18 protein-coding genes and 1 pseudogene are annotated in these 19,287 nt (G+C 38.7%); 14 read left to right on the top strand and 5 right to left on the bottom strand.

Annotation, left to right across the window (positions count from 1 at the left end; genetic code table 11):
• The first annotated feature begins 70 nt into the window (after positions 1-70).
• The 13 genes from pdxA (at position 71) to N824_RS02745 (ending at position 13,586) form a co-directional block, all read left to right on the top strand.
• On the top strand, positions 71-1,150 hold the full coding sequence (gene pdxA / locus N824_RS02805) for a 4-hydroxythreonine-4-phosphate dehydrogenase PdxA (RefSeq protein WP_048903637.1): 1,080 nt from the start codon (positions 71-73) through the stop codon (positions 1,148-1,150).
• Positions 1,151-1,226: 76 nt separating this feature from the next.
• Positions 1,227-1,760, top strand: coding sequence for a DUF177 domain-containing protein (locus N824_RS02800; protein ID WP_048903636.1), 534 nt, complete (start codon positions 1,227-1,229; stop codon positions 1,758-1,760).
• An 18-nt stretch (positions 1,761-1,778) separates the two neighbouring features.
• Positions 1,779-1,970, top strand: coding sequence for a 50S ribosomal protein L32 (rpmF, locus tag N824_RS02795; protein ID WP_048903635.1), 192 nt, complete (start codon positions 1,779-1,781; stop codon positions 1,968-1,970).
• Between the two features lie 98 nt (positions 1,971-2,068).
• Positions 2,069-3,010 carry a phosphate acyltransferase PlsX gene (gene plsX, locus N824_RS02790; protein ID WP_048903634.1) on the top strand — a complete coding sequence of 314 codons (942 nt, stop codon included), beginning with the start codon at positions 2,069-2,071 and terminating at the stop codon, positions 3,008-3,010.
• 9 nt (positions 3,011-3,019) lie between these two features.
• Positions 3,020-4,009, top strand: coding sequence for a beta-ketoacyl-ACP synthase III (locus N824_RS02785; protein WP_048903633.1), 990 nt, complete (start codon positions 3,020-3,022; stop codon positions 4,007-4,009).
• Between the two features lie 152 nt (positions 4,010-4,161).
• Positions 4,162-4,638: an acetyl-CoA carboxylase biotin carboxyl carrier protein gene (accB, locus tag N824_RS02780; protein ID WP_048903632.1), complete on the top strand. Its 477-nt coding sequence runs from the start codon at positions 4,162-4,164 to the stop codon at positions 4,636-4,638.
• Between the two features lie 144 nt (positions 4,639-4,782).
• Complete coding sequence (gene accC / locus N824_RS02775) at positions 4,783-6,123, top strand: acetyl-CoA carboxylase biotin carboxylase subunit (protein WP_048903631.1); 1,341 nt, start codon at positions 4,783-4,785, stop codon at positions 6,121-6,123.
• An 81-nt stretch (positions 6,124-6,204) separates the two neighbouring features.
• The gene (gene tatC / locus N824_RS02770) at positions 6,205-7,089 is read left to right on the top strand and encodes a twin-arginine translocase subunit TatC (RefSeq protein WP_048903630.1); all 885 of its coding nucleotides are present in this window, start codon (positions 6,205-6,207) and stop codon (positions 7,087-7,089) included.
• Positions 7,090-7,144: 55 nt separating this feature from the next.
• Positions 7,145-7,567, top strand: a complete 423-nt coding sequence (gene rpiB / locus N824_RS02765; protein WP_200869804.1) for a ribose 5-phosphate isomerase B — start codon at positions 7,145-7,147, stop codon at positions 7,565-7,567.
• A 45-nt stretch (positions 7,568-7,612) separates the two neighbouring features.
• On the top strand, positions 7,613-9,211 hold the full coding sequence (locus tag N824_RS02760; RefSeq protein ID WP_048903628.1) for a M28 family peptidase: 1,599 nt from the start codon (positions 7,613-7,615) through the stop codon (positions 9,209-9,211).
• A gap of 144 nt (positions 9,212-9,355) precedes the next feature.
• Positions 9,356-10,744, top strand: coding sequence for a LutB/LldF family L-lactate oxidation iron-sulfur protein (locus N824_RS02755; RefSeq protein ID WP_048903627.1), 1,389 nt, complete (start codon positions 9,356-9,358; stop codon positions 10,742-10,744).
• A gap of 2 nt (positions 10,745-10,746) precedes the next feature.
• Positions 10,747-12,723 (top strand): thiamine pyrophosphate-dependent enzyme, encoded by a 1,977-nt coding sequence (locus N824_RS02750; RefSeq protein ID WP_048903626.1) that lies wholly within the window; start codon positions 10,747-10,749, stop codon positions 12,721-12,723.
• A 53-nt stretch (positions 12,724-12,776) separates the two neighbouring features.
• On the top strand, positions 12,777-13,586 hold the full coding sequence (locus N824_RS02745; RefSeq protein WP_152541969.1) for a hypothetical protein: 810 nt from the start codon (positions 12,777-12,779) through the stop codon (positions 13,584-13,586).
• Here N824_RS02745 and N824_RS02740 read toward each other — a convergent pair.
• The 3 genes from N824_RS02740 to N824_RS02730 all read right to left on the bottom strand — a co-directional run bounded on the left by N824_RS02740 (position 13,535) and on the right by N824_RS02730 (position 16,504).
• The gene (locus tag N824_RS02740) at positions 13,535-14,119 is read right to left on the bottom strand and encodes a SprT-like domain-containing protein (RefSeq protein ID WP_048903624.1); all 585 of its coding nucleotides are present in this window, start codon (positions 14,117-14,119) and stop codon (positions 13,535-13,537) included. The genes N824_RS02745 and N824_RS02740 overlap by 52 nt on opposite strands.
• A gap of 49 nt (positions 14,120-14,168) precedes the next feature.
• A complete protein-coding gene (feoB, locus tag N824_RS02735; RefSeq protein WP_048903623.1) occupies positions 14,169-16,283 on the bottom strand; it encodes a ferrous iron transport protein B in 2,115 nt (704 codons plus the stop codon).
• Between the two features lie 5 nt (positions 16,284-16,288).
• Positions 16,289-16,504 carry a FeoA family protein gene (locus tag N824_RS02730; RefSeq protein ID WP_048903622.1) on the bottom strand — a complete coding sequence of 72 codons (216 nt, stop codon included), beginning with the start codon at positions 16,502-16,504 and terminating at the stop codon, positions 16,289-16,291.
• A gap of 378 nt (positions 16,505-16,882) precedes the next feature.
• Between N824_RS02730 and N824_RS02725 the strand changes: the two genes are divergently transcribed.
• A complete protein-coding gene (locus tag N824_RS02725) occupies positions 16,883-18,073 on the top strand; it encodes an ATP-binding protein (RefSeq protein WP_048903621.1) in 1,191 nt (396 codons plus the stop codon).
• A 242-nt stretch (positions 18,074-18,315) separates the two neighbouring features.
• On the opposite strand, the gene N824_RS02720 is transcribed toward N824_RS02725, so the two are convergent.
• Both N824_RS02720 and gcvH read right to left on the bottom strand, forming a co-directional pair.
• Positions 18,316-18,645, bottom strand: coding sequence for a VanZ family protein (locus tag N824_RS02720; RefSeq protein ID WP_235206975.1), 330 nt, complete (start codon positions 18,643-18,645; stop codon positions 18,316-18,318).
• Between the two features lie 169 nt (positions 18,646-18,814).
• Positions 18,815-19,108, bottom strand: a pseudogene (gene gcvH, locus N824_RS02715) (glycine cleavage system protein GcvH); the annotation flags it as partial.
• Between the last annotated feature and the right edge of the window lie 179 nt (positions 19,109-19,287).

Below are 19,287 nucleotides of genomic sequence, written 5' to 3'. Positions count from 1 at the left end.
AAAGTTTTACTAGTATCGGACTAACATTAAGGTGAAATTCTGTAATTTGCGCTAAATTTTCTATTTAGATATGAGCAATAAAATTAAAATCGGTATAAGTATAGGTGATGTAAACGGCATAGGATTAGAGGTTATCCTTAAAACCTTATCCGAAAACCGCATCCTGGATTATTGTACGCCAATTGTTTATGGCCATACTAAAGTTGCTTCTTATCACCGCAAGGCATTGGGTATGAATGACCTTGTTTTTAATGTGATTAATAATGCGGATGCAGCGAATCCAAAAAAAGCAAACCTGATCAATTGCTGGGAAGAAGATGTTAAAATAGACTTAGGAGTTTCTAACGAAATTGGTGGCAAATATGCTCTTTTATCGTTAGAGAAAGCTACAGACGACCTCATTAATGGCAATATTGATGCATTGGTAACTGCCCCTATTAATAAACACAATATCCAATCTGATACTTTTAATTTCCCTGGACATACCGAGTACTTGCAGCAACGCAGCGGTAGCGATGATGTGCTGATGTTTTTAATAAGCGAAGACATTCGTGTAGGTGTGGTAACAGGACATATTCCAATTACAGAGGTATCTGCAAGCATTACCAAAGACAAAATTGTAAAGAAACTGGTAATGATGAATGAAAGTCTTAAGAAGGATTTTTGGATAGAAAAACCAAAAATTGCGGTACTGGGCCTTAATCCTCATGCTGGCGACAATGGTTTATTAGGAAAAGAAGAAGCTGACATCATTATCCCTGCTATTCAGGAGGCATTCGACAAAGGAGTAATTTGCTTTGGTCCATATCCTGCCGATGGCTTTTTTGGCAATGGCGGGTATAAGCAATTCGACGCTGTACTGGCCATGTATCATGACCAGGGCCTTATCCCTTTTAAAACAATCGCATTTAGCACAGGGGTTAATTATAGTGCTGGATTGAAGATTGTACGTACTTCGCCAGACCATGGAACCGGATACGATATAGCAGGAAAGAATGTTGCAGATCCAACTTCCTTTATAGAAGCTGTTTTTGCCGCTACCCACATTGTAAAAAACCGTAGAGAACAAGAAGAATTATTGAAAAATCAACTCCGCAGTGGTGGAAAAATTATTGAAACTGCAGCAGACATGAAGGATGACGCAAATTAAGAGTATTTTATTTTTCAATAACATTTTAGAAATGTCAAATTAATTCTTACATTTGCGGGCTAAAATTTTGTTACAATTGAAACCATTAAAACAATTTTCAATCCCATTTACCGGCTTAAAAATTGGCAAACATCAGTTTGATTTTGAGATTGATAACAGCTTTTTTGATGCTTTTGAATACTCTTTAGTAAAAAAAGGTGATTTAAAAGCTAGCGTTGAATTAGACAAACAAGAAACAATGCTGATTTTACAGTTCCACATTGAAGGAACTATAATTTTAGATTGCGACAAATGTTTAGCCGAGTTTGGAGCACCGATAAGCGTACAGGAAAGGCAGATTGTAAAATTTGCTGAAGATGAGTTAGAGAGTGATGATCTGGAAATCATTGTTCTTAGTAAGAAAGAAAGTGAGATCGATGTATCAGAGCTTATTTATGAATTCATCACAGTATCTGTACCATATATAAAAATATGCGAGCAGAATGGCGAAGGCCAGCAATGCGACCAGGAAATGATAGCAAGACTGGAAAGTCTTTCTATCGGAACACAAAAAGAAGAAGAACAACAAGATGATGACCCACGTTGGGCAGCATTAAAAAAATTAAAATAATAATTAAATAAATCAGCAATGGCACATCCAAAACGCAAGATTTCTAAAAGTAGAAGAGATAAAAGAAGAACCCACTATAAAGCAGAAGCTCCTTCTTTAGCTACTTGTCAAACAACAGGTGCAATCCACACACCTCACCGCGCTTACAACGTTGATGGTAACTTGTACTACAACGGTAAATTAGTTATTGAAAACACCTCAATAGGTTAATTTTCTGAAAAATAGTTTGTGTTTTAAGTCTTTGAAAGTTTAACTTAGAGACTGGAAACAAGGGTGATTTTACCTTATACACAAACTGATTTTTTACTATGAAAATAGGTCTCGATATAATGGGCGGAGACTATGCTCCTAAAGCAAATGTTTTAGGAGCAATAGCAGCCCATCCATTGTTATCTCCAGATGAGCAGATAGTGCTTATTGGAGATACGAAGCAGATTAAACCTTTACTCTCCGAAAACGGATTTGATCCGGATCTCTTTGAATATGTTCATACCGAGGAGGTAATAGGTATGGGTGAACATCCCACTAAGGCTATCGTTCAGAAGCCTAATTCCAGTATTTCTATAGGTTTCAATTTACTTAAAGAAGGTAAACTTGATTCATTTGCAAGCGCCGGTAATTCGGGAGCCATGCTTGTTGGTGCCGTTTTTAGTGTAAAAACTATTCCCGGAATCATCAGACCGTGTCTTTCTACTTTTTTACCCAAGCTCAGCGGTGGAGTAGGTTTAATGGTGGATGTAGGTGCCAATGCAGATTGCAAGCCTGATACTTTATTACAATTTGGCGTACTTGGAAGCTTGTACGCAGAAAATGTAATGGGTATAAGCAACCCCAAAGTAGCCTTGATGAACATTGGGGAGGAAGATGAAAAAGGAAATATGCTAAGTTTGGCAACATTCCCTTTAATGAAAGATACCAACCTGTTTAACTTCATAGGTAATGTAGAAGGTCGGGATTTATTTAACGATAAGGCCGATGTAATTGTTTGTGATGGCTTTACTGGAAATGTAATGCTTAAACTTGCAGAATCATTCTATGTACTGACTTTAAAAAGAGGTTTGAAAGACGAATTCTTTGACCGCTTCAATTACGAGAATTACGGTGGAAGCCCGGTTCTTGGCGTAAATGCTCCGGTTGTTATTGGACATGGAATTTCTAGTCCGACGGCAGTAAAAAATATGATATTACAGTCCAGAGACATGATTACTACAGGCTTGGTAGGCAAAATACAAGCCGCTTTTAATAATTAATATCAAGAAATGAGTAAAATTCATGCTGCGATTACGGCTGTTAATGGCTACGTTCCCGAATACGTACTTACAAACAAAGAGCTAGAATCGATTGTAGACACTACGGATGAATGGATAACGTCCAGAACAGGCATAAAAGAGCGCAGAATACTAAAAGGTGAAGGTTTAGGCACTTCAGATATGGCAGTTCATGCCGTTAATGGATTACTTAAAAAACGTGGGATCACTGCTGAAGAGATCGAACTGATCATCTTCTGTACAACTACACCTGATTTACCTTTCCCTGCATCTGCTAATATACTGGCAGACAAAATTGGAGCAAAAAATGCATGGGGCTACGACCTTCAGGCTGCTTGCTCTGGTTTCATTTATGGTGTTTCAACCGGGGCTCAATTCATTGAATCTGGTAAACACAAAAAAGTATTGGTAGTTGGAGGCGATAAGATGTCTTCCATCATTAACTATCAGGACCGTACCACCTGTATTATATTTGGCGATGGCTGTGGTGCCGTACTTTTAGAACCAAATGAAGAAGGCTTGGGAGTAATGGACTCAATCCTTAGAAGCGATGGTTCTGGCCGACAATTTTTGCACCAGAAAGCTGGGGGTTCTGCAAGACCCGCATCCCATGAAACAGTTGATAACAATGAGCATGCTGTTTATCAGGAAGGACAGGCAGTTTTCAAATTTGCCGTAACCAATATGGCAGATGTTGCAGCTGAAATTATGGAACGTAATCACCTTACCTCCGAAGATGTAACCTGGTTAGTACCTCATCAGGCCAATAAACGCATTATTGATGCTACAGCTTCAAGAATGGGAGTTGGATCTGAAAAGGTAATGATCAATATTCAGCGCTATGGCAATACTACTAACGGCACCATTCCCCTATGTTTGTGGGAGTGGGAAAGTCAGTTAAAGAAAGGCGACAACATTATACTTGCAGCCTTTGGCGGTGGTTTTACATGGGGTTCGGTTTACTTAAAATGGGCTTATTAAATTTTTAATCAGAATACAACTTAAAGACTGTTAAGTCGTTATGAGACGCATTTATTGATTTTTTGAATGCAAACTCATGATGATTTTATCATAATTAATCATAACTTAGTTAATTCTAAAAACACATTGTTTTCTTAAAATAACACCAAAAAATGGATATCAAACAAATTCAGGAACTTATTAAATTTGTTTCTCGTTCGGGCGTAAATGAAGTCGCTATTGAGCAAAAAGACTTCAAGATAACTATTAAAACAAATCAGACCCCAACAGTTGTTCATGCTACTGTTCCAGCTCCTGTTGTTACGTCTGCAATCCCTGCAGCCGCAGCGCCACAACCGGTGTCAGCTACGGAAACCAAAGCAGCTCCTGCAGCTGAGGACACTTCTAAATACATTACCATTAAATCTCCAATGATCGGAACATTTTATCGCTCAGCCGGTCCTGACAAGCCACTATTCGTAAACGTTGGTGATGAGGTTTCTGCGGGTAAAGTAATCTGCATTATTGAAGCAATGAAATTGTTCAATGAAATAGAAAGTGAAGTTTCTGGAAGAATCGTAAAAGTACTTGTTGACAATGCGTCACCGGTAGAATACGATCAGCCATTATTTTTAGTAGAACCAATTTAATCCGTCATGCTGATTTTCGGTATCTTTAATATGCATTAACGAATATTAAGAATAAATCCCGAAATAAACTGCGTAGCATTCTTGAAGACAAAAAATCAATAAATACTACTCCTGAAAATTCAGGATGACGAAAAGGAAAAATATATGTTTAAGAAAATATTAATTGCCAACAGGGGCGAAATCGCATTGCGAATTATCCGCACCTGTAAAGAGATGGGCATTAAAACGGTAGCTGTATACTCTACTGCTGACAGGGAAAGCTTACATGTACGCTTTGCTGATGAAGCTGTCTGTATAGGGCCGCCACCAAGTAAAGATTCTTACCTGAGCATTCCTAACATTATATCTGCTGCTGAACTAACCAATGCAGATGCAATTCACCCAGGCTATGGATTTCTATCAGAGAATGCTAAATTCTCTTCGGTTTGCCGTGATTACGGGATTAAATTTATTGGAGCGACACCTGAGCAAATCAATTCTATGGGCGACAAAGCGTCGGCTAAAGAGACCATGAAAAAAGCAGGCGTCCCTACTATTCCAGGATCCGAAGGCTTGCTTGAAAGTGTTAAGGACGGTATAAAAATTGCCAATGGCATGGGGTATCCGGTTATCCTGAAAGCAACTGCCGGTGGTGGTGGTCGCGGAATGCGTGTGGTATGGAAAGATGAAGAGTTTGAAAATGCATGGGACAGTGCAAGACAAGAATCGGGTGCTGCTTTTGGCAATGATGCATTATATTTAGAAAAATACATCGAAGATCCACGTCATATCGAGATACAGATCATTGGTGATCAGTATGGCAAAGCTTGCCACTTATCTGAGCGCGATTGTTCGATACAGCGTCGTCATCAGAAACTTGTTGAAGAAGCACCGTCTCCTTTCATGACCCCTGAGTTGAGAGAGAAAATGGGCGAAGCTGCGATCAAAGGAGCAATTGCTGTTCAATATGAAGGTGCTGGTACAATTGAGTTCCTGGTTGACAAACACCGAAATTTCTATTTCATGGAGATGAATACCCGTATTCAGGTTGAGCATCCGGTAACCGAAGAAGTAATCAACTACGACTTGATCAAAGAACAAATTAAAGTAGCTTCAGGTGTTCCTATTTCAGGCAAAAATTATTTACCTGATATGCATGCAATTGAATGCAGGATTAATGCTGAAGATCCTTTTAACAACTTCAGACCTTGTCCAGGTAAAATAACAAACTTCCACTCTCCTGGAGGTCATGGGGTAAGGGTTGATACGCATGTTTATGCGGGTTATCAAATTCCTTCTAACTATGACTCCATGATTGCTAAATTGATCTGTGTTGCGCAAACACGCGAAGAGGCAATTAGTACGATGGAGCGTGCATTAAGTGAGTTTGTAATTGAAGGTGTAAAAACTACGATACCTTTTCACTTAAAATTGATGAAAGATCCTAACTTTAGAGCTGGTAATTTTACCACGAAGTTTATGGAAACCTTCGAATTTTCAGAATAGAAAAAACTATTTATAAGATTTAAAACGTAAATACCATTCTGAATAAAATAGAATGGTATTTTTGTTTTACAAATAACGTACATGAGTGATACTAAAAAAAGGGACCTTATTGGTGCTATAAAAGAAAAAGGGAAAACATTAGAAGCAGAAATGTCTTTCTTTGACCACATTGACGTACTTAGAAAGCATTTATTGCGTGCACTGGCAATTGTTCTGGTACTTACCATCGGGGCATTTTACTATACTGATTTTATTTTTAATACGATCATTATGGGACCAAAAAACCCCAGCTTTTGGACCTATCGCATGATGTGTAAGCTGGTAGAACGCTTTCCTTCTATAGGTCCTGAGTTCTGCATTACAAAAATTGATGCAAAAATCATCAACACAGAGATGGCCGGGCAATTCACACTTCAACTGAATTCTTGTGTGATGGTCGGCATCATATTGGGTATCCCCTACCTGCTATTTGAACTTTGGTTATTTATAAAACCTGCACTACATGAGAACGAAAGAAAATCTGCAAGCGGCTTTGTAGCTTTTGCTTCGTTTTTATTTTTCTTAGGTATACTATTTGGATATTACATTATTTGCCCTTTATCCATCAACTTCCTAACTAATTTTACAGTAAGTCCTGAGATTCAAAATACCTTTACTATTGACTCCTATCTTTCCTCTGTAATGACCTTAACGCTTGGTTCCGGAGTGATTTTTCAGTTACCCGTTATCATCTATATCCTATCGAAATTAGGTGTGATGACCCCGGCATTTATGCGGGCGAGCAGAAGATACTCAACTGTTCTTATTTTAATAATAGCAGCTGTAGTTACACCAACCGCTGACCCATATACAATGCTTATTGTAGCGCTGCCATTATTCTTGCTTTATGAATTGAGTATCTTTATATCAGCAAGTATAGAAAAGAAAAGAAATAAAGATATTTATGGTGTAGCCAAGATAAAATAAGCTAATACAGTATTTAATTAAATAACAAAGTTTTAAAATGTCAACAGATAAAAAAATGAAAATTGCAATAGGCGCAGATCACGCAGGTTTTGAATATAAAGAGCTCTTAAAATCTTACCTAACTGATTATGAAGTTAAAGACTTTGGAACTTATTCAAGCCAATCTGTTGATTATCCGGATTTTGCACACCCCGTGGCCTCTGCAGTCGAAAGTGGCGAGTATACCTTTGGCATTTTAGTATGTGGAAGTGCAAATGGCGTTGCAATCACTGCAAACAAGCATCAGCAAATAAGAGCAGCGATTTGCTGGCTAAATGAACTTGCCGCTCTTGCCAGACAACACAACAATGCAAATGTTTTGTGCATTCCTGCCAGATTTGTCTCAGAAGACCTTGCAAAGGAAATGGCAACAACCTTCATCAACACTCCTTTTGAAGGAGGCAGACATGGGATAAGGGTTGGAAAAATGTCCTGCTAAAAACCAAGCGAAATAACAGAACCTAAGAAATTTAATCCGGCCGGCATGAAAAAGCAGCTTTTATATTCCAGTTTTTTATTACTTATTGGCTGTAGTGCTGTGGCACAAAATAAAGACGCCATAAAATTCAGTCAAACCATCAATAAAGACAATGCGTATAAACATCTGTCAGTATTGGCATCCGACGAGTATGAAGGCAGAGAAACAGGCAAAAAAGGTGGTTGGATGGCAGCCGAATATATTAAGAACCACTTTAAAAGCATTGGCTTAAAAGGTCCTGTATCCGGAGACTACTTTCAGCCCGTTGACATTGTATCGTTTGGCCTTTCACAAATAGTAACAGTCGACGGTCAACCTGCCGAGGCGTTAACTGATTTTTTCATTACTCCCAGAACAGTTTCGACAAAAGGCTTTGCTTTTAATGCCAACAGTGTATTATTCGCTGGATATGGTTTAACCAAAGATGACTACAATGATTATACTGGCCAAACAGTAGCAGGAAAGGTCATAATGATCTTTAAATCAGGAGAACCCGGATCTCCCGCCCCTACTGCATCTATAAGAAATTCCAGCGCTCTAAATGCCAAACTTAAATATCTGACAGAACAAAAAGCCCAGGCAGTTCTGCTTATTGATCCCATTGTTGACAATATGCCAGACAATTTAAAAGGCTATCTGCAATCGGAGGAAATGGCATTAAAGAATAAGGAAACGATGGACCGCCAGGATGTTCCTCAAACCATGCCGGTTATCACAATAGGCACGTCGCTTGCAAATAAAATCCTTGCAGGGGCCAGCACGAACGTCGATGCACTTAAAAAGAAAATAACTGACAGTGGAAAACCATCTCCACAAGAAATTAAAATCAGCGTATGTGCAAGCGCAAGCAAGGTCGAGAAAAAAGTTAAATCTGAGAATGTTTTAGGTTTTCTGCCGGGTTCTGATCCCAAACTAAAGCGTGAAGTTTTAGTAATTACAGCTCACTATGACCACATAGGTGTTACACCTGATGCCAAAGGCGATGATAAAATCAACAACGGTGCAGATGATGATGGATCTGGCACAACGGGTGTGTTGTTAATTGCCGAAGCATTTGCTAAAGCCAAGAAAGCAGGCAAAGGCCCTAAAAGAAGTATTTTATTTATGACTGTTACAGGTGAAGAAAAAGGATTACTTGGATCTGAATGGTATTCGGAAAATCCTGTGTTTCCTCTAGAAAATACCATCACAAATTTAAATATCGATATGATTGGCCGTGGCGACAAGGCGCATGAAAGCGATAATAACTTCGTTTACATCATTGGGTCAGACATGCTAAGCTCTGATTTGGATAGAATTGGTAAAAAAGCCAATAAGACTTATGTAAACATCAACCTTGATGAAAAATATAATAACCGCACAGACCCTAATCAGTTCTATTATCGCTCTGATCATTATAATTTTGCCAAACATGGCATTCCGGTAATATTTTATTTTAATGGCGTACATGACGATTACCATATGCCCGGAGATGAAGTGAGCAAGATAGATTTCCCAATGCTTGCCAAAAGAGCAAAATTGGTTTACTTTACAGCCTGGGAACTAGCCAATGGGTTAAAACGCCCCGTGGTTAATAAAAATGACGACGGCACGCCAAAGATGTAAAAGTCAAATTACTTTTTTTCATGAATTCTTGCATAGTTTTATCTAAGTTTGAAACGAACAAGATTCAAAACCAGGGGAAATGGTTTAAAGCCTTAAAAAGCTATATCTGAGAATTGAATTGGTAAATAAAAACAGGTGAAAACGATGGATATATCAGAGGAATTTTTGGAGAAGGCGGATGAGAAGGCCTTCGATTTAGGACATCGCAACACTATCAATCACAACATAGGCAAGTATAATATTGCTGTTGAACGCGGATTATCCAAGTTTGAAAACTTAGAAAACTCCAAAAGAAAAGCACACGTAATTAAGTGGCGCGTTATGGAGAATCTGGATAAGTTTTTACCAGAGTTCGAATCCAATTTTCAGCGTAGAGGCGGCAAAGTGATCTGGGCAAATGACACCAATGAAGCCCAAAAAGAAATTCTGAATATCATTAAAAAGAATGGTGGAAAGACTGTTATTAAGTCAAAATCCATGACTACAGAAGAGATTCATTTAAATGATTTTCTTGAAAAAAATGATATTGAATCATTAGAAAGCGATCTTGGTGAATATATAGTACAATTACTGGGGCAACCCCCATATCATATCGTAACGCCTGCAATGCATTTAAGCAAAGAGGATATCGCTAAATTATTTCATGAAAAATTCGGCACTCCTCTCGACTATACACCTCAGCAGCTTACCCAAAAGGCTCGTGAGCTCTTAAGGGATAAATACCTGAAAGCTGATATTGGGATTAGCGGAGGAAACTTCCTAATAGCCGATACCGGAAGCATTGCATTAACTGAAAACGAAGGGAATGCGAGGCTATGTACAACTTTTCCTAAAATTCACATTGCTATTGTTGGCATCGAAAAAATCATTCCTTCGATGGCCGACCTGGACCTTTTCTGGCCGCTTTTGGCTAGTCACGGTACAGGGCAAAACCTAACCGTTTACAACACAATTCTGAGTGGCCCTAGAAGAGGCGAGGAAACGGATGGCCCGGAAGAAATGTATGTAATCTTGCTTGATAACGGACGCACCAATTTACTTGCACAAAAAGAACAGCGTCAAGGGCTATATTGCATCCGCTGCGGCGCCTGCCTTAACGCATGCCCGGTTTACAAAAATATTGGCGGTCATACGTACAATACTACTTACAGTGGTCCTATTGGCTCCATCATTACCCCGCACCTTAAAGGCATGAAAGATTTCAAGCACTTAAGCTATGCATCCAGCCTATGCGGAAAATGCTCTGAAGTTTGCCCTGTTAAAATAGACATTCATAAAATGTTGCTGCTGAACAGAAGAGACGCCGCTACCAATCACGACAATAGTAAGGCTGAGGAAGTGGGCTGGAAAATCTGGAAGATAGGAATGTTAAAAAGATCAAGAATGGACTTCCTGAGTGGAAAGATCAAGAACTTTTTCCTCAAAAATCTATTTAGAAAAATATGGGGTAAGTACCGTTCCATGCCAGTAATAGCTCCAAAGTCTTTTGCCAAGCAATGGGAAGAAAAAAATAAGGAACCTAAAAACTTATAAACATGACCTTCGACCGAAAAGACAAAAGTGACAGCGCATTATTGAATTTTTATAAGCGTTTACTTTATCCAAGAATGGTCGAAGAGAAAATGCTAATTCTACTGCGCCAGGGCCGGATAGGTAAATGGTTTTCGGGGATTGGTCAGGAAGCGATTGCTGTAGGCAGTACCATGGCAATGGATGCTCATGAATATATCCTGCCCATGCATCGTAACCTTGGTGTATTTACTACCCGCGATATTCCCTTAAGAAAGTTAATGGCCCAATGGCAAGGCAAGATTACAGGCTTTACCAAAGGAAGAGATCGCTCCTTTCATTTTGGGACACAGGACTATAAGATTATTGGAATGATATCTCACCTTGGCCCGCAAATGGCCCTGGCAGATGGAATTGCACTCGCAGATTTAATTGAACATAAAGAGAAAGCTACTTTAGTATTTACCGGCGAAGGGGCAACAAGTGAAGGTGATTTTCATGAAGCATTAAATGTTGCAGCGGTATGGAATTTACCGGTGATCTTTCTTATTGAAAATAACGGTTATGGGCTCTCAACTCCTGTTAATGAGCAATTCAAATGTAAAAACCTTGCAGATAAAGCTATAGGATATGGAATTGAAGGAATTCAGGTAGACGGCAACAATATCCTGGAGGTATATGATACCATTAACTCAATAGCTACTTCCATCAGGAAATATCCACGACCAGTCTTAATCGAATGCCTGACATTTAGAATGAGAGGACATGAAGAGGCTTCGGGGACTAAATATATTCCTCAGGAGCTATTCGATAAATGGGCGGTAAAAGATCCCCTCAAAAACTTTGAGCATTATTTACTTGAACAAAATGTTCTTACTGAGCACTTAGTTCAGGAAATAAGAGCCACATTTAAAACAGACATTGACCAGGAGGTGGAAATTGCGTTTCATGACCAGGAGCCTACTCCAGACCTGCAGACAGAGCTTAATGATATGTACTCGCCTTACGTATTTGATGCTACTGAACCAACCGGTCCACCAAGAGAAATTCGCTACTTAGACGCCATTACAGATGGGCTAAGAACTGGCATGACCAAACATGAAAACCTTGTTTTGATGGGGCAGGATATTGCTGAATATGGCGGAGCTTTTAAAATTACTGATGGTTTTGTAAATGAATTTGGAAAGGCAAGGGTTAGAAATACGCCCATCTGCGAATCCGCTATTGTTGGTGCTGGTTTAGGGCTTTCAATAAATGGATATAAAGCCGTAGTAGAAATGCAGTTTGCAGATTTTGCTACCTGCGGTTTTAATCAAATTGTGAATAATCTGGCTAAAACCCATTACCGCTGGGGAGAAAAAGCTGATGTTGTAGTCCGCATGCCCACAGGAGCAGGAACTGGAGCGGGCCCCTTTCACTCTCAAAGCAATGAAGCGTGGTTTACCAAAACTCCTGGGCTAAAAGTTGTTTATCCGGCTTTTCCTTACGATGCCAAAGGATTGCTACTTTCTGCTATAGACGACCCAAATCCGGTAATGTATTTCGAGCATAAATACCTTTATCGTAGTTTGAGTGGAAATGTACCATCCGGATATTATAACATAGAGATTGGAAAGGCCAATATTTTAAAGCACGGAACACAACTGACTATAATAACCTATGGATTAGGTGTTCACTGGGGCCTCTCTTATCTTGATGAAAACCCGGAGATTTCAGCCACTTTAGTCGACTTACGAAGTTTGCAGCCATGGGACAAAGAAACTGTTGCCACAGCTGTTAAAACAACGGGCAGAGCCTTGATCTTACATGAAGATACATTGACCTGTGGTTTTGGTGCTGAATTGGCTGCATGGATCTCTGAACATTGCTTTAAATACCTAGATGCTCCGGTTATGCGTTGCGCAAGTGCCGATACAGCTATACCTATGAGTAAACCACTTGAAGATAGTTTCCTCGCAAAAAGCAATCTGCCAGATACAGTAAAACGCCTGTTGGCTTACTAGTTTAACTTGGCATGATAATAGCCTGTTAGTTAAGCATAAGCTAAGTTAATCGTATGAAATTATTATGTCTATTTTCCCTGCTCGCTATAACCATTATGAGTTGTAATCAGGGCCCTAAGCATCCTCAGGCCGATCTTGTTAATGCGCGCATTGGCACACCAATGACTGAGGCTTCGATATTACTTTACGCAGACTCTATTGATGCAACCCTCAACACTTATGAAAAGGATATCAGCCTGGTTTATCAACTGGGGCAGGCAACCATGCGTGTAGAAAAATACAGTTGGAATGGCAAACCGGTATTGCTTTCTCAGTATAAAAATGATGAAGGGATAAGCAATGAAATAAAAAAATATTACTTCAAAAATGATAGCCTGATTTTATTGAACGAAGGAGCTAAGATCACCAAGCAGGGAACAGATATTTTTGAAGACCACCGTACTTACCTTAGAAACAACATCTCCTTTAAAGAAGAATACCGCAGTTCACCTACCCTCTCATTGCTTAAAGCTGAGCCCTTCCAAATCAAAAAGAAAACTGCCCCTGATCAGACAAAAGAATATAATGAAGACATTAAATTGTTAAACGATGCAGTTAACGGTGCTGATAAATTTGACTTGGTTTTCGATAATGTTATATCTGCTCCGGATGAAAGATATATTCTCCTAAAAAGTAAAATCGCCGGTGGCTATACCGCAAGCATTTCAATAAAGGATACGGATAGTTATGTGGATAGTCTGTTAAAAGACCCATCAAATTTTAAAGACAAAAAATTGAATATCAAGTGGGAGGTAAAAGACAAAGAGGCGGTCTATGTACCGGTAGCTGCCAGTGTTACTTCGGCTAACGGATTAAAAAGATAAGTATTCCCGTTATCAAGACAAACACAACGATATCTTTTTCTCAGTCGCTCTCCTTTTTTAAACTGTCTTCCGTCTTTTATGCTAAATACTGTATTTATTGGAAGCTCTTCCAGGCGGGAAACATTTAACAGCAGATCATATTTTTTTAAAGCTCTTGACAGCTTCAAATCTGTACAACTGGCAGCAGACGGATTATTTAAATAGCTTACAATGGCAGATTGTACATCCTCAGGAAAAATGTTCTGCTCAATAAAAGGCACCATCATGCGCTTAAAATTCCGCTTCCATTCATCGCCATGAGGTTTTACTTTATTTTTGTGATCGTTCCATGTGAGCAGATGTGCAAATTCATGAACAGTGGTTACAAGAAAAGCGTAAGCATTAAGGTCATTATTAACCGAAATCTTATGCCCTGCGCCTTTAAAGGGATGTCTGTAATCGCCCAGCTTTGTTGCTCTGTTTTTAGAAATCTTAAATTCACATTGAAAATAGTCTATCCACCGGGCTATAATTGGAGCCGCGGCAACAGGCATGTATTGTGCTAAGATATTCTCCTTTTTCACAAAGGCCAAGATAATTAAATTACTTTAAAAGTTGATAGGCTATCAGACTTGCTACATATGCCATTCCGGTCATATACACAATTTGAATGATAGGCCATTTCCACGACTTAGTCTCTCTGAATACTACTGCAACCGTACTCATACACTGCATTGCAAAAGCATAAAATAACATTAGGGAAAATGCCGTGGCAAATGTAAATACAGGCAGTCCGGTATCCGGATCTCGCGCTCCGCGCATTTTATTGCGGATGGTAGCAACCTCCCCATCATTATCCACACTGTAAATAGTAGCCATTGTACCCACAAAAGCTTCTCTGGCAGCAAATGAGGTAATTAACGCGATCCCAANNTTMMRRTCGAATCCTAATGGTTTTATTGCAGGCTCTATCACGTGCCCTAAAATACCGGCATAGGAATTTTCAAGCTTCTCTGCGGCTCTATCCCTTTCCAATGTGCTAATTTGCACACTATCTTTTTGGGCTTCTATAGCCGCATATTTATCGTCAATTTCTTTAAACCTTTCAGAGGGCCCGTAGGTTGCCAATACCCAAAGGATGATAGAGATGGCAATAATCACCTTACCAGCTTCAAATACAAAAGTCTTTGATTTCTCATACATGGTATAAATCACATTTGTCCATCTTGGCATTCTGTACACAGGCAGCTCCATAATGAAATATGATTTCTCTTTCGCCTTTATCAGGAACTTCATGACAAAAGCCACCACAACTGCCGCCAAAATACTGATAACGTACATGCCCATAAGGGTTAAGCCTTGCAAATTGATAAAGCCCCATACCATTTTTTCTGGTACAACCAATGAGATCAGTAAGGTATAAACAGGTAATCTGGCAGAGCAGCTTACCAAAGGAGCAACCATAATAGTGATAATACGATCCTTCCAGCTTTCAATATTCCTTGCACTCATTATTGATGGAACGGCACATGCCAAACTTCCAATCATAGGCACTACAGATTTACCACTAAGCCCAAACTTGCGCATAATCTTATCCATCATAAAGGTAACGCGGGCCATATAGCCGGTATCCTCCAGTATAGATATAAAAGCAAACAAGATCGCTATTTGAGGTATAAATATCACTACGCCACCTAAACCTGCCAATATACCATCCAAAAAAAGATTGGTTAAAATGCCATCCGGCAGATGCTGATGCCCGTATTCAGTAAGCCACACAAAAGCATATTCAATTAGCTCCATTGGATAAGATGACCAGGAGAAAATAGAATTAAAAATAAAAAATAGAATCCCGATGAAGATCAGAAAGCCCCAAAATTTATTGGTAAGTACCGAATCCAGTTTATCACTGAAAACAAACTTTCTCGCCGCTCCGGTATCTTCTACCACCCCACTTAAAATCGTGCTTAAATATCTGTAGCGGGCAATGGTTTCAGCCGCCTGTAACTTAGAAGATTCAAAAGAATGCTCAGCTTTTATCCGCTCAAAGGCTTCATGATCCTGAAGGGAAAATGTATTAAGATGCTCGTGCTGATGCAGTATCTGTAAGGACAGATAATTATTTTCTGTCTTGATGTGCTGCTTAACCAAATCAATAGCCTCTGGCGCCAACACATGCATGTCCGCTCCCTCAGCCTGAGTAGCAATTTTTGTAGTATTATGAATAGCTTCCTTTAGCTCGGTTAAGCCCGAATTGCTCCTTGCAGAAATGGCTACTACTTGTMYKMCWMRMCGCTCNKYAAGTTTATTGATATTGATATCAATTCCTTCCTTTTTGGCCATATCGGTCATATTAAGTGCCAGAACCATTGGAACACCCAAATCGGCAACCTGCGAATAAAGCAATAAATTTCTTCGAAGGTTTGTTGCATCTGCGACCAGCACAACAATATCAGGATGACTTGAATTATTTTTATCGGCCAACACCTGAAATACGATGCTTTCGTCTTTGCTTTTTGGATACAGGCTATATGTACCAGGTAAATCAATTATTTCAGCCTGTTTGTTATCGGCTAATTTGCAATAGCCTACTTTCTTGTCAACAGTTATACCCGGAAAATTTCCAATCTTTTGATTTAATCCCGTAAGCAGGTTAAAAAGTGTAGATTTCCCAGTGTTGGGGTTACCCACTAAAGCAATTTTAATATCTTTTGCCAAAATTATTATTGAATTATAATAATAGACGCTTCGTTTTTACGCAAACAAAGTTGATATCCTGCAACGCGAATAGCTATTGGGTCACCAAGTGGCGCAAAACGTTCCACCTCTACTGTTTCACCAGGCAAGCATCCCATTTCCATTAATTTTACAGACATTTCAAGATCTGTAAACGCTACGATAGTACCTTGTTCTCCTGGATTTAACTGTGAAAGTTTCATCTATGTATAAGTGTTATTTTGAGGCGCAATTTAGACTTAATTTATAATAAATCCAAATAAGCAGGGATTTATATATGGTCATAAAAAAGCCCTTTAATAAATAAGGGGCTACTTGCTAAACTGAAAGAATTACTTATGCGGATAGCTGGAATAGGTAACTTTTGGACATTTACAACCTGGCTTAAAAATGCTGCAGCTTATTAATCCTTTTGAACTTCATTGCAACTCCGGTAAGCATTCTATTTATATTGTTTCTTCTAATTCCACACTAAAGTTCTTGTTTTACCTTATAAGCAACTTTCAATGGACCATTAAAACAGCAATAATGCTCATTATAAAAAGCAATTTTCATTATATTTGTTGAATACAATAAGCAATATGGAAGGTCTGTTCGAAAAATCTTATCAAAAATTACTACGAGTACCAACCCAATTTAAAAGATATCTGGCAACTGAAATTGATTGGAACAATCGCCTAATCGGTATAAAAGGTGCTCGCGGCGCAGGAAAAACAACATTAATGCTGCAATATGCCAAACTACACCTTCCACAAGGTAAAGAAACATTATATATCAGTTTAGATAGTCTATATTTCACAGATAACAGGCTAATCGATCTGGCCGATCAGTTTGTAATGCAAGGCGGTAAATTTCTCTTGCTGGACGAAGTACACAGGTACGCAAATTGGTCTCAGGAAATTAAAAACATTTATGATGACCAACCGGACCTGAAGATTATATTTACCGGTTCTTCGATTATGCACATCAACAAGGCCAAGGGCGACCTCAGCAGGCGTGCGATAATGTATGAACTCGCTGGACTTTCATTTCGAGAATTTCTCAACTTTACATTGGGCACTGCGTTTAATACAATCAGTTTTAATGATTTAATCAGTAATCATACCGTCATGGCTATGAATATTGTAGAGAATATGCATCCCTATGAACATTTTGGCAACTATCTAAAATATGGTCATTATCCGTATTTTTTGGAGAACATCAATTTATATCCCCAAAAACTGGCCGAAACGATATCACTCGCAATAAGCATAGATTTACCTGCTTTTCACGACATCAGTTTTAAAAGTATCGAAAAGATCCGGTTATTACTGCACATCATTGCAGAGTCTGTCCCCTTTAAACCTAATATTTCAAAACTAAGCGAACGTGTCGATATTAGCCGCAATAATCTTGTTCAATTTATCAAATATCTGGAAGACATGAGAATAATTAGAGGCTTATATCCGAACACCAAAGGAATTGGACTACTACAAAAACCCGAAAAAATTTATCTTCATCATCCAAACCTGCAATATGCTTTGGCCAATGAGCAAAGTAATATTGGAAATATGCGGGAAAGTTTTTTTATTAATCAAATTGCAAAACTTGGCTCCGTTACCTACACAGCTGAAGGCGATTTCGCATTTAAAAACCATATTTTCGAAATTGGCGGAAAGAATAAAACGAATAAGCAGGTAAAGCATATTGAAAATTCATTCGTCGCCGCAGATGAGATTGAGATAGGCCATAACCATAAAATTCCTTTATGGTTATTTGGCTTCTTATACTAATTCCAGAATCCCGTTGGCGGTGTCAAAAAAATCTTAAACCAATATTGCCCAAATGCGGTGAAATTTTATACCGTCACTGCCCATGGTGATCCAAATGATGTTTTTCAGTAAATGTTGCGATTTTTAAGTTGATAAATTACTTACGTGGGTAGCTGGAATAGCTAACTTTTGGACATTTACAACCTGGTTTAAAAATGCTGCAGCTGCTAATTAATCCTACTAACATTAACAGCATCAATAAATTAAATCGTCTTTTCATTGTAATTAGATTTGTGTAGTAAGATATAGCTAAAAACGCCCATAAAAACACCTGTCATATCACATCCAAAATCCCACCACTCTGCTGATCGGTAAGTAAAAAACTTCCATTGTAACAATTCAATGCCTCCTCCTAGTGCTGCTGTAATCACAATGATCTTAAATATGGTCAGCGAGCGGAAGCTATAATTATGCTGATGTTTTATTTTACCATAAAACAAAAGAATAGTAAGCACATAAAAGAACCCTAAATGGACCAATTTATCAAAGCCTTCAAAAAAAAAGCCTGATCCACTGGTATCAGGCATTTTCATATTACAAAGCACTAAAATTACAATGGTCCATACAATGGCCCWTWYYTRMTNTWYYRATYMSCMGARTKKWKKSATYWWKKAYRYTNNTACAANSTGNNSTKTAARMATNCYGCRGYTRMTAANKMMTTCWACTWMCNKWAASAKCAKMAAYWRMWWSSTYMAYYWWSSRTCCCTGTCCATATGGATCAGAATTTACCAGCTCTGGGTTGTCATTAAGAGCAGCATTAGTTTCTGTCACAGTAGCAGTTACTGGCATAAACAGATCTGAAACTGTTTTAACCGCTTCTACAGTACCAAATACCTCATCCTTGCTCACTTCGTCACCTACAGTATTAATGTCGATATACACGATGTCACCTAGCTCACGCTGTGCAAAATCAGTGATACCGATATAAGCTTCATTACCCTCAATTCTAAGCCATTCGTGGTCTTTAGTGTACTTTAATTCTGATGGAAAATTCATTTCTCTAAATTTATTTTTTCGTAAATCTTTTACCGCTCAACACATTAAATAAGCTGCGCGCGCTCAAAGGTAATTAATATCAGTGTTTATAGCAATCCTTAATTGAGAGTAATCCTTAAACTAAAACCAAAATTACTGAAAGAGGTGTTAAAGGTCTGCGAAGTATATGGCTTGGTAAC

This window comes from Pedobacter sp. V48, assembly GCF_000523515.1.
Classification (GTDB): Bacteria; Bacteroidota; Bacteroidia; order Sphingobacteriales; family Sphingobacteriaceae; genus Pedobacter.
This window is presented reverse-complemented; position numbering and strand designations above follow the sequence as displayed.

Excerpts from the sequence above, each read along its gene's own strand:
- N824_RS02755 (WP_048903627.1), top strand. The coding sequence starts at position 9,356 with ATGGATATATCAGAGGAATTTTTGGAGAAGGCGGATGAGAAGGCCTTC.
- pdxA (WP_048903637.1), top strand. The coding sequence starts at position 71 with ATGAGCAATAAAATTAAAATCGGTATAAGTATAGGTGATGTAAACGGC.
- N824_RS02720 (WP_235206975.1), bottom strand. The coding sequence starts at position 18,645 with ATGAAAATGCCTGATACCAGTGGATCAGGCTTTTTTTTTGAAGGCTTT.
- N824_RS02785 (WP_048903633.1), top strand. The coding sequence starts at position 3,020 with ATGAGTAAAATTCATGCTGCGATTACGGCTGTTAATGGCTACGTTCCC.
- N824_RS02745 (WP_152541969.1), top strand. The coding sequence starts at position 12,777 with ATGAAATTATTATGTCTATTTTCCCTGCTCGCTATAACCATTATGAGT.
- N824_RS02740 (WP_048903624.1), bottom strand. The coding sequence starts at position 14,119 with ATGCCTGTTGCCGCGGCTCCAATTATAGCCCGGTGGATAGACTATTTT.
- N824_RS02750 (WP_048903626.1), top strand. The coding sequence starts at position 10,747 with ATGACCTTCGACCGAAAAGACAAAAGTGACAGCGCATTATTGAATTTT.
- rpiB (WP_200869804.1), top strand. The coding sequence starts at position 7,145 with ATGAAAATTGCAATAGGCGCAGATCACGCAGGTTTTGAATATAAAGAG.
- accC (WP_048903631.1), top strand. The coding sequence starts at position 4,783 with ATGTTTAAGAAAATATTAATTGCCAACAGGGGCGAAATCGCATTGCGA.
- accB (WP_048903632.1), top strand. The coding sequence starts at position 4,162 with ATGGATATCAAACAAATTCAGGAACTTATTAAATTTGTTTCTCGTTCG.
- N824_RS02760 (WP_048903628.1), top strand. The coding sequence starts at position 7,613 with ATGAAAAAGCAGCTTTTATATTCCAGTTTTTTATTACTTATTGGCTGT.
- rpmF (WP_048903635.1), top strand. The coding sequence starts at position 1,779 with ATGGCACATCCAAAACGCAAGATTTCTAAAAGTAGAAGAGATAAAAGA.
- N824_RS02730 (WP_048903622.1), bottom strand. The coding sequence starts at position 16,504 with ATGAAACTTTCACAGTTAAATCCAGGAGAACAAGGTACTATCGTAGCG.
- plsX (WP_048903634.1), top strand. The coding sequence starts at position 2,069 with ATGAAAATAGGTCTCGATATAATGGGCGGAGACTATGCTCCTAAAGCA.
- N824_RS02725 (WP_048903621.1), top strand. The coding sequence starts at position 16,883 with ATGGAAGGTCTGTTCGAAAAATCTTATCAAAAATTACTACGAGTACCA.
- tatC (WP_048903630.1), top strand. The coding sequence starts at position 6,205 with ATGAGTGATACTAAAAAAAGGGACCTTATTGGTGCTATAAAAGAAAAA.